Origin of the sequence: Pseudomonas sp. 31 R 17, from assembly GCF_900004915.1 — a bacterium.
GTDB lineage: Bacteria > Pseudomonadota > Gammaproteobacteria > Pseudomonadales > Pseudomonadaceae > Aquipseudomonas > Aquipseudomonas orientalis_A.
Genome location: NZ_CVTN01000048.1, coordinates 1 through 13627, shown reverse-complemented (window position 1 = coordinate 13627; position 13627 = coordinate 1). Strand labels below are relative to the sequence as shown.

12 protein-coding genes are annotated in these 13627 nt (G+C 59.9%); 7 read left to right on the top strand and 5 right to left on the bottom strand.

The features are described 5' to 3' along the window. A partial coding sequence (locus BFP89_RS04970; protein ID WP_141689034.1) for an ABC transporter permease occupies positions 1–1386 on the top strand: 1386 nt, incomplete at its 5' end. A gap of 39 nt (positions 1387–1425) precedes the next feature. Here the strand turns inward: BFP89_RS04970 and greB are convergent. After that, complete coding sequence (gene greB, locus BFP89_RS04965; RefSeq protein ID WP_065884456.1) at positions 1426–1899, bottom strand: transcription elongation factor GreB; 474 nt, start codon at positions 1897–1899, stop codon at positions 1426–1428. A gap of 119 nt (positions 1900–2018) precedes the next feature. Next, positions 2019–3023: a hypothetical protein gene (locus tag BFP89_RS04960; RefSeq protein WP_065884455.1), complete on the bottom strand. Its 1005-nt coding sequence runs from the start codon at positions 3021–3023 to the stop codon at positions 2019–2021. 237 nt (positions 3024–3260) lie between these two features. Between BFP89_RS04960 and BFP89_RS04955 the strand changes: the two genes are divergently transcribed. Genes BFP89_RS04955 through BFP89_RS04945 form a run of 3 tightly spaced genes read left to right on the top strand, consistent with a single transcriptional unit; the run spans position 3261 to position 6661 of the window. Continuing rightward, positions 3261–4187 (top strand): ABC transporter ATP-binding protein, encoded by a 927-nt coding sequence (locus BFP89_RS04955; protein WP_065884454.1) that lies wholly within the window; start codon positions 3261–3263, stop codon positions 4185–4187. Beyond that, positions 4184–4909, top strand: a complete 726-nt coding sequence (locus BFP89_RS04950; RefSeq protein WP_065884453.1) for an ABC transporter permease — start codon at positions 4184–4186, stop codon at positions 4907–4909. The genes BFP89_RS04955 and BFP89_RS04950 overlap by 4 nt, the downstream gene beginning before the upstream one ends. Positions 4910–4921: 12 nt before the next feature. Then, entirely contained in the window at positions 4922–6661 is a 1740-nt protein-coding gene (locus tag BFP89_RS04945) for a Gldg family protein (protein ID WP_065884452.1), read from the top strand. 17 nt (positions 6662–6678) lie between these two features. Here the strand turns inward: BFP89_RS04945 and BFP89_RS04940 are convergent, their stop codons facing one another. The 3 genes from BFP89_RS04940 to BFP89_RS04930 form a co-directional block, all read right to left on the bottom strand. Next, positions 6679–6987 (bottom strand): hypothetical protein, encoded by a 309-nt coding sequence (locus BFP89_RS04940; RefSeq protein ID WP_065884451.1) that lies wholly within the window; start codon positions 6985–6987, stop codon positions 6679–6681. Positions 6988–7242: 255 nt separating this feature from the next. Then, positions 7243–7677: a DoxX family protein gene (locus BFP89_RS04935; protein WP_065884450.1), complete on the bottom strand. Its 435-nt coding sequence runs from the start codon at positions 7675–7677 to the stop codon at positions 7243–7245. A gap of 103 nt (positions 7678–7780) precedes the next feature. Next, positions 7781–9202 (bottom strand): transglycosylase SLT domain-containing protein, encoded by a 1422-nt coding sequence (locus BFP89_RS04930; RefSeq protein ID WP_065884449.1) that lies wholly within the window; start codon positions 9200–9202, stop codon positions 7781–7783. A gap of 235 nt (positions 9203–9437) precedes the next feature. On the opposite strand from BFP89_RS04930, the gene BFP89_RS04925 reads away from it, so the two are divergent. The 3 genes from BFP89_RS04925 to BFP89_RS04915 form a co-directional block, all read left to right on the top strand. Continuing rightward, entirely contained in the window at positions 9438–10256 is an 819-nt protein-coding gene (locus tag BFP89_RS04925; RefSeq protein WP_065884448.1) for a TatD family hydrolase, read from the top strand. A gap of 82 nt (positions 10257–10338) precedes the next feature. Beyond that, on the top strand, positions 10339–11820 hold the full coding sequence (locus BFP89_RS04920; protein WP_065884447.1) for a methyl-accepting chemotaxis protein: 1482 nt from the start codon (positions 10339–10341) through the stop codon (positions 11818–11820). Between the two features lie 198 nt (positions 11821–12018). After that, positions 12019–13627, top strand: a 1609-nt coding sequence (locus BFP89_RS04915) for a DUF6531 domain-containing protein (RefSeq protein ID WP_256097316.1), incomplete at its 3' end; no start/stop codon positions are given.

Sequence of the window (13627 nt, the reverse complement as noted above, 5' to 3'; positions counted from 1 at the left end):
CTGGCCGCGCTGGGCCGGGTGCCGCCGTTGCGGGTATTGCGTCGCGACCTGCTGCCGATCCCCTCGAGCACCTGGATGGTGTACGGCGCGGCGCTCTTTGCCCTGGGCCTGATCATGTGGCGACTGAGCCTTGATCTGGTGCTGACCTTCGCATTACTGGGCGGCGGCGTGGTGGCGGCATTGATCCTCGGTGGCTTGCTGCTGTTGTTATTGCAAAGCCTGCGCCGCTTACTCGCACGGGCCTCCCTGCCCTGGCGCCTGGGCCTGGGCCAATTGCTGCGCCATCCATTGGCGGCAGCCGGCCAGTCCCTGGCGTTTGGCTTGATCCTGCTGTCCATGGGCTTGATCGCCCTGCTGCGCGGCGAGCTGCTCGACACCTGGCAGAACCAGTTGCCCAAGGATGCGCCCAACTACTTCGCGCTGAATATCCTGCCGGCCGACAAAGAGGCGTTTGGCGCGCGCCTTCTGGACGTGCAGGCGCAATCGGCACCGCTGTACCCCGTCATACCCGGCCGGCTGATCAGCATCAACGGCGAGCCCGTGCAGGAGATTGTCAGCAAGGACTCCAGCGGTGACCGCGCGGTGCAACGGGACCTGAGCCTGACCTGGGCCGCCGATTTACCCCAAGGTAATGTACTGACGGCGGGCAGCTGGTGGACCGCGCAACCGGGCGATGGCGTGCCTGGGGTCTCGGTGGAAGCCAAGGTGGCTGAAAGCCTGAAGCTCAAGCTCGACGACCATCTGGTCTTCACCATTGGCGGAGAGAATCGCGAGGCACGGGTCACCAGCCTTCGGACCATCAACTGGGACAACTTCCAGCCCAACTTCTTCATGATCTTCCAGCCGGGCACCTTGAAGGATTTGCCGACCACCTACCTGACCAGCTTCTACCTGGCGCCTGGGCATGACCAACAGATCGTCGACCTGTCCCGCGCCTTCCCGGCCGTCACCATCCTGCAGGTCGAGGCGCTGCTGGAACAACTGCGCAGCATCCTTGCCCAGGTGACCCTGGCGGTGGAATACGTGCTGCTGTTCGTGCTCGCTGCCGGCATGGCCGTGCTGTTTTCCGGCTTGCAGGCCACGTTGGATGAGCGCATCCGCCAAGGGGCGCTGCTGCGTGCGCTGGGTGCCGAGCGCAGGTTGCTGGTCAAGGCCCGGCGCATCGAGTTCGGCCTGCTGGGGGCGGTCAGCGGTTTGCTGGCGGCACTGGGCACGGAACTGGTGACCTGGGTGCTGTACCGCTACGCCTTTGACCTGACCTGGCACCCTCACCCCTGGCTGCTGCTGTTGCCGCTGATCGGTGCGGCGCTGATCGGTGCCGCCGGGGTGTTCGGCACGCGTCGTGCGCTCAACGCCAGCCCGCTGACGGTACTGCGCGAGGGCTGAAACACTGATGGCCCTTGCTCCGGCAAGGGCCATCAGTTGCTATTTCACATATTCGATCCGGGTAATCCACCAGCACACCTCACCGCCGGGGGTTTGTACGATGGCTTCATCGTCTACCTCTTTGCGCAGCAGCGCACGTGCCATGGGGGAGTCGATAGAGATGTAATCCATCCGGTCGTAGATCTCGTCATAACCCACAATGCGGAAACGCTTGGTCTCGCCCTGCTCGTTTTCGACACCGACCCACGCACCAAAAAACACCTTGCCCTCCTGCTCGGGCATGTATTCCACCACGCGCATATCTTCGAGGCGTTTGCGCAGGTAGCGCACCCGCCGATCGATCTCACGCAACAGCTTCTTGTTGTACTGGTAATCCGCGTTTTCGCTGCGATCACCCAGGGAAGCTGCCCATGTCACCTTGCGCGTGGTGTCCGGGCGCTTCTCACGCCAGAGGTAGTCCAGCTCCTTTTTCAGCGCTTCATGGCCTTCTTTGGTTATCAGCTTGGTACTCAAACGCGTACATCCCCAGGCAATGTCCAATAGTGTCGACCGACCAGGGCATCATACCCTGGCGTCGGCCGGCGGGGATCGATCATAAATCAACGGCGCAAAGTATCCAGCGCGACAGTGACTCAGCCCTGCCCGTCGAGGACCTGGTCCAGTTCAACGAGCGTGCCTTGCAGGCGCTGTCGCATCAGCGATAGCTGCGACATCATCAACACCATCTTTTCGGTCTTTTGGCTCACTTCCAGTGCTTGCTCCTGCAGGCGCGAATGGTGCTGGTCTAACGCCCGGTTTCTTTCATCCTGCTGATCCTGCTGTTGCTGCAATCGAGTCTGCCACTGTTCGAGCATCTCTTCGCGCTCGATGACAGCCTGTTTCTTCTGTGTCAGTTCCTGGGCGACCCTGGCCAGATTGCTCAGCGTGCTGTCTATCTCGAGAATGGAGGTATTCTCCCTGGAGGAGCGGGGTTGCGACGGTATTTCGATGGGTTCTGCCTGAGCAATCGGCGCGCTGGGTTCGACGGGCATCCGCGCCACTTCGGGTAACGTGACCGGCGGATGCGGCGGCTCTTCAACAAACACTTGATCCACAGTCGTCGGGACGGGCTCCGGCTCACTCTTGCCCCGCGGCGGTGCAACCATTTGCGATGAAAAGCGGATCGACGGCACGATGACCGCGCTGCTTTCGATGGCAGGCGCAGCGGGGGCGGACATGCCCAATGTAATCACCTTCATCACCAGGGCTTTCTTGACGATCACTGAGTGATGATCTTCGGGCCTGGCAGGCGGCAATCTGCAGCCTTTCAAATCAATGAAGTGAAACGGAACCTGAGACTCGGTGACGGCAGTGTCCTTATTGCCGGATGCCGCCGCCATCATCAGAATTTGCTTAAAGACTTGCATCGCTACTTGCAAGTCCTCCTTGGACTCAACCCCGCCAAGAAAATACCGTTCGAGTTTTTTGCGCAAGGCGGCGATATACACCCTGGAATGACCGGGTTCGGCTTCTTCATCAAGGCTATATACCAGGAAGTTGGAGGATGTCTGTTCGACCGCAAAGCCGCACAACAGTGCGCCGTTGACGGGAGCATCCTCGCCGCTGCGCTCAAGAACAAGGGTACGTAGAAGCATCATGGCAGTCAGGCCTCATTGCAAAAAGAAAACCTTATATAAATGTCAGACAAATATCCGACCATTATTAAGTATTCAGAACAACACAATTGTTTCAGCGCATTATCAAATCAAACGTAGGACTTTACTTATTAAGTGAGCCCAGCGTTCCCAAGAGCAGGTATTGAACGTAATCTTTTTAATGCATCGACACCACAACTAAACATTCTTCAGGCACCGCCCAATTGATTCGGTAAACCTATGATCGAAGTCAGCAACCTGACAAAGTACCTGGGCAAGAAAAGCGTGATAAGCGACTTTTCGTTCTGCGCCCAACGCCATGAATGCGTGGGATTGCTGGGAGAGCATGGCGCCGGTAAAACAACGTTGCTGAAATTGATTTCCGGCATGGCCAGGCCCACCAGTGGGCACGTCAGCATTCAGGGCCTGAGTACCCAAACCCATTCAACTCTCGCCAGGCAAGCCGTCGGTCACCAGCTCCAGGGGGGCATAACCCATCACACGCTGTCGGTCAAAAGCATCCTCAACTTTGTGGCCGCCGCTCGAGGATTCAGGGGGGCCGAAAAACGCCGGCACGTCGACCGGGTCGCCATGCGACTGGAGCTGTACCCCATACTCAACTGCCCCATCGATGTACTCAGCCTTGACTTGAAGCGCAGCGTCGCGATTGCACAAGCCATTTTGCACTCCCCCGGCGTCCTCCTCCTGGACGAGCCCACCGAAGGGCTGAACACCGAGCAACAGCTCAAATTCAGGGCGCTTGTTCAGTCCATGAACGAAGAAATGAGCATCATCATCGCCTCCCGCCATTACGACGCGCTGTCCGAGATTTGCACCCGCGCCCTGGTAATCGCGGGCGGACGACTGATTGCCGACTCTTCGCTGGCGGACTTGCAGCGCTGCTCCCGGCACTTCCAAGCGGTGACGCTCGCAGCGGATCCGCCCGTGGATCTACTCGCCCTTGCCGTACTGCCCGGCGTGGCCGGCATCGAGGAAGACCGTCAAAACCCAGGCAAGGTGACGGTTCTGGCCATGCCCGGGCACGCCATCTTCCCCGCCATCAATTCACTCATCACCCATCGCGGCTGGAACATCACGTCACTGCATCTGGAGCCAGGTCGCCTGAACGATGTCGTTCACCATCTGAGCCACGAGGTATCCTCTTGAAACTGCTGCCCCTCATATTCAAACGCCAACTCGCCAGCTATGCCAGTACCCCGCACACCTACCTGAGCGTGGCGTTTTTCCTGGTGCTTTGTGCGACGCTGGGGCTGTATACCCACCGCTGGATGGAGCGCGACAGCAGTGACTTGCAGGCTTTTTTCGAACTGCACCCCTGGCTCTACCTGCTGTTGATACCCAGCCTATCAATGCAACTGTGGTCGGATGAACGCAACATCGGCTTTTGCGACATGATGAAAACCCTGCCCCTCACCTCGGCAGAACGCGTGATCGGAAAATTCCTCGCAGCCTGGGTTGTCTGCAGCATTGCCCTGTTGTTGAATTTTCCTATAGTGGCGGCCGCGCATTTTCTGGGAACGCCCGACAACGGGGTGATCGCATCACAATTTCTGGCAAGTTGGCTACTGGCGGGAAGTTACCTATCGGTCGGTTGCTTTATATGTGCACTCACGCACCAGCGGATTATTATTTTTTTACTCACCCTGGGTTTGCTGCTGACCATCAGCGGGCTGTCTTCGGTCCTGGATGCGCTTGAACATCAAGCGCCAATCTGGATAGTTGACAGCATCATGAAACTTGACCCGATATCCCGTTTCAGTTCAATGGACAACGGCAAAATAACACTGCATGACGGTTTATATTTTGTCAGCATGATCGTTGCCTTCCTTTCTGCAACCATCGTTACACTCAACTATAAAAACAGCTAAGGAAAGTCGCTGATGCGATCCGCTCTTCGTGTGGGTATGACGTTGGCCGTCATATTATTACTGTTCCTGGCATTCAACCTGGTCTGGCTAAACAAACTACCCGATTCCCGCTGGGACTTTTCACGACAGAAAATTCATACGTTATCACCCTCGACGCAGCAGTTGCTCGCGACGCTTGAAAGCCCACTGGACTTGTATTACTTCAACTCGCTCACAGCACCCAGGAAAAGCCGAACCGTGAAACGCTTCGGCCAACGCATAGCGGATCTGCTTCAGGAATTCGAAGCGGCCGCCAACGGCATGATCAACCTGCACATTATTGATCCAACCCCTTTTTCCGAAGATGCCTACAAAGCCAGCTTGTTCGGCCTGGATGACACACAAGGATTCCTTGGCCTTATAGGCACGCGTGCCGGCCAGGGTATGCAACGCATCGATGCGTTTAACCCGGTGGACGAACCGCTGCTCGAGTATCAGATCAGCCAACTGATCTATAGGTTGATGCACCCTCAACGGCCCAGTGTCGGCCTGCTGTCCGGGTTGCCGTTGAATGAGTCCGCCAGCCAACTGATGGAGCAGATGCGCGGGCATTTCAACCTGACAGAGTTGGCCTCCAACATCTCCCAGGTGCCTGACTCGATAGGTAGCTTGATGGTCGTGCAACCGAGGGCGCTGGCCGAACAAGCGCTTTACGCCATGGAACAGTTTGTCCTGAGGGGCGGCAAGCTGATGATCTTCATCGACCCGGTAAGCGAGATGGGGTCTGAAGCCGTATCGGTAGATTCCAGGCTCGATGGCCTGTTGAACGCCTGGGGCATACGCATGCCCACGAACAAGCTGCTGGTCGACAGCCTGTATGCCTCGTCGGCATCGCTCGGCCCGGGCATGCCCACCGTACTGCACCCCGCCAGGTTGAAACTGCCACGACAGGCAATGAATGCTCAGGATATCAGCACCTGGAAACTCGACAGCCTGAGCGTATCAAGCAGTGGCGCGATCTTGCGCGCACGAAAAAATCGCAAGACATTCACCCCGCTGCTGCAAAGCTCTCGGCAGTCTGCGCTGCTGGACGCCGAGCGCTTCGCTTCAACGACGCAGTTCGACGCGCTGATTGACGAAGCCTCCACTTCAGGCCAGCGCCATGTCATCGCCGCGCGTCTCGAGGGGCCGGCCTATTCGGCATTTCCTGACGGATTGAGCGGACAGCCGCCCGGCTTGCAAAAGGCTGCCCGGATCGAGGTCGTGGTGGTTGCCGATACCGATGTACTCGCCGACGCTGTCAGCCAGGCAACGGGCAACAACAACCTGCGGTTCGTACTCAATACCCTGGATAACCTGGCGGCGCCCGCATTACTTGCCAATATTCGCCCGCACATCACGTCGCGTTCGCTCAGCACCCTTGAGCCCATGCGCGAAGCTGCCGCACAGGCCTATCGGGAAAAGGCAGCGGAACTGGAACGTCGTCTTGAGCGTACCGAACAAGCATGGCAACGGCTCAATCCAAAGGCCACAGGCCTTGGCACCCAGGTCGTGGACACCAGTACCCAATTGCAAGCGCTTAACAAGGAGCGCCTGCGCCTGCCCATGGAATTGCATGCCCTCAAGGCGCAGGCGTATGCACCGTTAAACCGCTTCGAACGCACCATAAAGCTGCTGATGATCGCGACGGTGCCCCTGATGCTGTGCCTGATAGCCTGGCTACGGTATCGCTGCCTGCGTCGACGCCGATGGTCGCCGGTGGTCTTTGGCTGATCGCCGGGCGGCGGGTATCAGCGACGGGCAATCAACCCTTGCCGGGCAATACGGGTCAGGTGGCGGATCACCTCTTCGGCATTGCCTGCACTCGGTGCCTGGATAACAGCGAGGTCAAAGCTGTTACTGGCGAAACGCGTCAGGGAGTCACCGTCTTCCACGAACTGGATCAGGAACGCCGAAGGCCGCCCGGTGCGACGTGGCCAGCCATCCAGGTAGCGCAGCAGCGTCGGCTGGTGCTTGCCGCCCAGGAGGATTTTCGGGCTGCGCTGAGTCAGGTCCGCGGTGATGGGGGCCAGGCGTATCAGGGGGCGTGGTGCATTCATTGTGTCGTGTCTCTGCCTCAAAAGTCTGCGGGCAGGTGAGAGGCAACACCGAACCAGCGCTTTAGCGGTATTTCGACCCGTGCCTGTTGATGAGTGCATGGTTCTGTCGGACTGCATCGAGTCCAGTGGCGCCCCGCAATTAGCTGTTTAAATCGGCGCATGAGCAGCATCCTAGAGAAGCTGGCGGGGCAGTGTCAAGAATCCCGAGCAACGAAAAAAGCCCGCACGTGGCGGGCCTCCTACCTTGCGAAACGATCAGTGGGTGATGGCGCGATCGGCCGAGAGTTTGCCGGCACCTTCGAACAGTACCGCCAGCGAGCCGCCAAGCAGGGCCAGGGCAAACTCATAGCCATTGTTGGCCATGAACAGCCCGTTATGAATGTGCACGGAAAAGATCGCCACCAGCGACAGGAAGGTCAGGCCCAGTGCCGCAGGACGTGCGAGCAGGCCGATGATCAGCGCCAGGCCGGCAAAGAACTCGGTGCCGCCGGACAACACGGCCATCAGGGTGCCCGGCGCCAGGCCGATGCTTTCCATCCATTGGGCAGTGCCGGCCAGACCACCACCGCCGAACCAGCCGAAAAGTTTTTGCGAGCCGTGGGCAGCGAAGATGATACCGACGAAGATGCGCAGAACAGTCAGGCCATAACCTGCGCGAGTGGACAGGACACGGGTAATCAATGGGCTCACGAGGTAAATCCTTTTTCAGATAGGGGTTGATTGGCCGCCATATTAATCAGTTTAAACAATGATAAAAGCCGAAAAACTGCATTATCACCATCGAAAAATTCGATTATTTACGCGACGCAACGTTCGGCGCCGACGGTTCCAGGGACTCCCGCTCCCGGTCGAACGCCAGATAGTATTTGTTGACGCTATTAACATAGCTGACGGCGCCCATCCCTACCTGCTCCATGGCAATGCGTTCAACCTGGAAGAACCACTGATTGGGGTTGAGCCCCCGACGCCGGGCTTCGGTGCGCATGCCCTGCACCCGCTCCGGCCCCATGTTATACGCGGCCAGCACAAAGGCCATGCGTTCACGCTCGTTGAGCTTGGGGCTGGCAAAGAACTTGCGCCGGATCATGGCCAGGTAGCGCGCGCCCGCCTGCACATTACTGTCCAGATTCTCGATATTGTTCACGCCTACCCGCTGCGCCGCCGAGGGTGTGATCTGCATCAAACCGGTAGGGCCACCGCTGTTGCGTGCCCCAGGGTCCAGCGCGGACTCCTTGAATGCCAGCGCGGCCAGGTTCAACCAGTCCATGCCTTGCTCGCGCGCATGCTTTTGCAGGACCGGGCGCAGTTTCTCCAGGCGTTGACGGTCGGCGCGGGCCAACGGGTTGCGCACCTGGTAGAGACGTCGATAGATACGCTGGAACGCCACATCCTGGTCGGATGGGCTGTGGTAGGTCTTGAGGAAACGATCGATGCTCGCCCGCAGCATCGACGCATCCTGGCGCACGAACCAGTACTCGTCGCCCGGCTCGCTGATGACCACCTGCTTGTCAAAGCGCAACTTGGGCAGGATTTTCGACCAGCGCTCGGCAATCGGTTTTTCAACAATGGTCAGGTGAAAGATCCCGGCCTGCACCATCTCCAGCACGTCTTCCACCGCCAGGCTCGGGTCGACCCATTCCACCTTGATCGGCGGGCGCTTGTGCAGGGCCAGTTTCTGGTTGGCCTGGCTGATCGCATCCGCCGCCGCGCTGCCGGTGGTCAACGTCAGGGTGCGGCCCGACAATTGCTCCAACCGGGTAAACCGTCGTTCACCCTTGACGCCAACCAGCCACAGCGGCACGTTGCTGGCGATCGGGTCACTGCTGCTGATCCTGTGCGCGGCCTTCACGTCCAGCAGTTCGCCGGGGGCTACCAGGTCGCCTTCGCCACGGGCCAGCGCGGCAAGTAACTGGTCCTTGGCCCTGGGGATGATCTTGAGGTTGATTGCCTGCCCGTCGCGGGCACGGCCATTGAGGTATTGCTCGAAAGCTCGCAGGCGATGGTATTCGACACCGATGGCCTGGCCCTGCACTTCACCGGAGCTATTGCGGCTCTGGTTGACCAACACACGCAGGGTACGACTGGAGCGAATCTCTGCCAGGTCACGGACCTTGCCGGGCCTGGTCACTTCCAGCGGCCCATCCAGACGCGCGACCGCCGCCATGGGCAGCAGTAACGTCACGCACATCATCAGTAACGCCGCGGGTCGGATCATCCGCTCTCCGGAAAGAATACTGGCCAACACCTTCGTTAAAAACCAGGTGTCGGGCGTCAGAAACAGAGCGCTTAATGCGCTGGCAAGGCGTGCAACGACGACAGGGGCGAGGCAAAGGGCCCGCCACAATGTCGCTGGCGACGTTCAAAGACAGCTATAACGCGTTGTAGTTCTTCGTTTTTCTTATAAATCTACAGCTCTGATATGCTTTCCGGCCGCAGGCGGAGGTAGCACCATGCAACTCATTGATATCGGCGTCAACCTGACCAACCCCAGTTTCGACGAGAGGCACTCGGCCGTTCTCGAGCGGGCCTACGCCGCCGGCGTGCAGCAATTGGTGCTCACCGGCACCAGTGTCGAAGGCAGCGAGCAGGCCATGGCGCTGTGCACAAGCCTTGATGAAAGTGGGCAACGCCTGTTCAGCACCGCCGGCATCCACCCCCACTCCGCCAGCGCCTGGAGCAGCGACAGCGCCCAGCGTTTGCGCGACTTGCTCAACCAGCCCCGTGTGCGTGCCGTCGGCGAGTGCGGACTGGACTTCAACCGGGACTTTTCGCCGCGCCCACAACAGGAAAAAGTCCTCGAGGAACACCTGGCCCTGGCTGTCGAACTGAAATTGCCGGTGTTCCTTCACGAGCGCGACGCCAACCAGCGCCTGCTGGAGATCCTCAAGGATTACCGTGACCACTTGCCCGCCGCCGTGGTGCATTGCTTCACCGGCGAACAACAGGCGCTCTTCAGCTACCTCGACCTTGACCTGCACATCGGCATCACCGGCTGGATCTGCGACGAGCGCCGTGGGACGCATCTGCACCCATTGGTCAGGGAAATTCCCCGCGGCCGTCTGATGCTGGAAAGTGATGCGCCCTACCTGCTGCCACGCACGCTGCGCCCCAAACCGAAGAACGGCCGCAATGAGCCCGCCTTCCTGAGCGAAGTGCTTCGCGAAGTTGCCCTGCATCGCCATGAAACGCTGGAAGACCTGGCGCTGCACAGTACCGCCTGTGCCCGGGCTTTTTTCGGCTTGCCTACCGTCGGTGATGCGGCGCATTGACCCATGTCAAAAACCCGTTCCTGAGTAGCGGCACAATAATGGCACCTTGCCAATGCTGTTTCCGCTATCAGAGAAAACCTCCATGGGTGCCTGGCTTAGCAATATCTCACTGAAGTACAAATTCTGGGCCGTCAACGCGGTCGCTTTCATCACCACGTTGCTGCTGGTGCTGTATGCCGTCCAGCTCGAACAACAGGCCCGCAGTCAGGCGTCCCAGGTTTCGGCCAGGGCCCAGGCGCAGTTGCTCAACACCTGGCCGGCCGACAAGACACTGCCCACTGGCGAGAACTGGCTGACCTTCACCCGCGACCAGGCGCCAAAACGGGCAGGCCAGGATCTGTCCGCCTTGCAAGGCGCCAGCGGCTGGGTCGAGCTCAGTCACCTGCCCTTGTTCGGCGTGAACCCGCTGGTGGGCGCCGAGGTCATCCGCCGTGCAGACGGACAACAAGTCGCCGTACTCGCCTACGCGCCAAGCCTGCGCCAGGTGTTCGGCGAACGCTTCGTCAACTATGCGGTGGCGGTGGCGGTCCTGATGCTGGCGATGCTCGGCGCCTCGCAACTGCTGATCCGCTTCCTGCTCAGCCAGCTCAACACCCTCAAGGACGTGATGCTCCATGTAGAAAAGACCGGCGACCTGTCCGCCCGGGTGCCCCTGGCCTGCAAGGATGAAGTTGGGCAGATGGCCAGCGCCTTCAATGCCATGCAAGCGGGCTACCAGCGGGTGGTCAATACCGTGGCACGGACCGCCCGGCAATTGGACGAGGGCGCCGCCCGCCTGGCCAGCAGCATGAACGAGGTGCAGCACGGCATGCTCGGCCAGCAAAGCGAGACCGACCAGGCCGCCACGGCGATCAACGAAATGACCGCCACCGTCCACCATATTGCCCAGCACGCCGGCGCCACCCGCGACCTCTCGCAAACCGCCGATACCCTCGCCGGCAGCGGCCAGGAAGTGGTCACACGTGTGCAACGTTCGATTGCCGGACTGTCCACCGGTGTGCAACAAACCGCTGAGATGATCCAGAAACTCGCCGAAGACAGCCAGAAAATCAACAGCGTGGTCGGGGTGATCCACAGCATCGCCGAACAGACCAACTTGCTCGCCCTCAACGCCGCCATCGAAGCTGCCCGCGCCGGCGAAATGGGCCGTGGCTTTGCGGTGGTCGCCGACGAAGTGCGCAACCTGGCCAAGCGCGTGCAGAGCTCCACCGACGAAATCACCCGCATGGTTTCGGCGCTGCAAGCCGGTACCCGCGACGCGGTGGACTTCATGCAGGAAAGCTCGCTCAAGGCCGATGACTGCGTGCAACAGGCCCAGGAAGCCGGCGCCGCACTCGCCGAAATCACCGGCGCCGTGGCGCAGATGCGTGAGAGCAACACCCAGATTGCGGTGGCCGCCGAACAGCAGAGCCATGTCGCCGAAGAGATGAACCGCGCCGTGGTGAGTATTCGTGATGTAACCGAGAACACCGTACAGCAGACCGTGGATTCGGCGACCACCAGTAATGAACTGGCGACGTTGGCGGGGGAATTGAGTAAGGCGATTGGGCAGTTGAAGCTGTAGGACCGTTCAGCCCGTAATCCGACTCCTACAACCATGCCGCAGCATACCTGAGGTTAAAACGAAACTTCTTCGCCATCCCCGCGAATAGCGCCGACTTCTTTTACCTGTGACCCGCTGCAAAGTCCCTCGCCTGATTATTCAGTGCGAGGGATTGCAGATGGTTCTTTTCGTTAGGGCCCCGGTTATTGGGGCTGTGTTTTGATTCCGGCGCTGGCCAGCTTCGTCCTGGCACCCATGGACCCCGAAGCGCCGGATGTTGAACGCGTGCTGCGGGATTTGCGCAATTGCCTGAACACGTTCGATGCCTGGGCCGACAGCTTTTTCAGTGGCTCGGCACTGGAAGTCGAGCAGGTGTTCAAGGTCGGGGACGAGGTCGCACTGGTTGCGCCGATCTCTTCCGACACGCCCAGTCGCACCGTCGCTCAATGCAAGGCCCAGGGTGGGCTGACCCTGGTGCATCTGTTCGAGAGCACGCGCTTCGTCCCCATCGGCAACACGCCGGTCACGCTGCAAGCCATTGCGCCGGACGGCACGCCCTTTGGCGCGCCGCTGCACCGCACCATCGGCCCCAGCGGCATGCTTGAAGTGCCTGAATGTACTCGCGACCAGCGATACCGAGTCACTTTCTACCCCAATGTTTCCAAGGATCACGTCAAGGCGCTGTATGCGTCCTACCAGTCGGTGATCGTCGGGCTGGAAGCGGATCTGCGCAAGCAATGGCGCGAGCATTTCGAGCCTCAATGGGCCGATTTTGCCAAAGCCCCGCCCTTCAAGCGCAGCGCGAAACAGGGTGCGGCCTTTGCAAGCGGGATTGGCCAGGCGTTTTACAACCTGTGGGACAACATCACCGAGCTGTACGACCTGCTGGCGAACCTTAAGTCCAACAGCGAAAAGCTGCTGCAGTACCTTTCCCAGGCCGAACTCGATGAACTGCTGAAACTGGGCAAGGACACACTCGCCCAAGGCTTTCTGGTGCTCAGTGATGAGCCGCTGTTGTTTATCTATTTGTCGGCGATGGTCAGCTGGATACGTCTGCTGCCGCCGCCCGAGATGTATGAGCTGTTGGGCGAGATCACTGGCGAAGTCCTGATAAACCTGTTGCTGATATGGGCTACGCGGGGGTTGGGGGTGCAGCTTCGGCTGGGGGCTCAGGTGTTGAGCTCTATCAAGTCCGGGCGGGCGCGGGCGCTGTTGGAGTTGCTGGCCAGGCAGGTGCCGGGGCCTGGGCTGGAAACCCATGTGCAGACGGCCAAGCCGGTGCTGCTGGGGAGTGCGGCGACGCCGATCAAAGCGGTGCCGGTGGCGCCGTTGAAGGCGGGCGATACGCTGGTTTCGAACGCGGTGCCGATGGTGCGCAATAAGACGCAACGTACGGCGTTGGTGCGCCACGAGTCGGTGGATGATGTGCCGGCCGTGGCGTCGAACCCGAAGGGCGATGCGGCGGCTTCTGCGGATAAAACCGTTACGAACGGTTGCCCGGTGTCGATGGTCACCGGCGAGGAACTGCTGACCCTGACCGATGGCGCGCTGGACGGTATCTTGCCGTTCGAGTGGACGCGCTTGTACCGCACCAGTGCGGTGGAAGTGGATTGCGGCTTGGGTTTTGGCTGGAGTCATGCGCTGGCGCACAGGCTTTCTGTGTCGGGCGATTCGGTGGTGTGGACCGACCATGAGAATCGCTCGACCACCCTGCCCTTGCCGACGGCGGCTCGGCCGGCGATTACCAACAGCCTGGCGGAAGCGGCTATTTATTTGGGCTCGGTTTCTGGCGAGTTGGTGCTGGCCCAGGCTTCTCGGTTCTATCACT

Excerpts from the sequence above, each read along its gene's own strand:
- BFP89_RS04960 (WP_065884455.1), bottom strand. The coding sequence starts at position 3,023 with ATGATGCTTCTACGTACCCTTGTTCTTGAGCGCAGCGGCGAGGATGCT.
- BFP89_RS04955 (WP_065884454.1), top strand. The coding sequence starts at position 3,261 with ATGATCGAAGTCAGCAACCTGACAAAGTACCTGGGCAAGAAAAGCGTG.
- BFP89_RS04945 (WP_065884452.1), top strand. The coding sequence starts at position 4,922 with ATGCGATCCGCTCTTCGTGTGGGTATGACGTTGGCCGTCATATTATTA.
- BFP89_RS04940 (WP_065884451.1), bottom strand. The coding sequence starts at position 6,987 with ATGAATGCACCACGCCCCCTGATACGCCTGGCCCCCATCACCGCGGAC.
- BFP89_RS04930 (WP_065884449.1), bottom strand. The coding sequence starts at position 9,202 with ATGATCCGACCCGCGGCGTTACTGATGATGTGCGTGACGTTACTGCTG.
- BFP89_RS04925 (WP_065884448.1), top strand. The coding sequence starts at position 9,438 with ATGCAACTCATTGATATCGGCGTCAACCTGACCAACCCCAGTTTCGAC.
- BFP89_RS04920 (WP_065884447.1), top strand. The coding sequence starts at position 10,339 with ATGGGTGCCTGGCTTAGCAATATCTCACTGAAGTACAAATTCTGGGCC.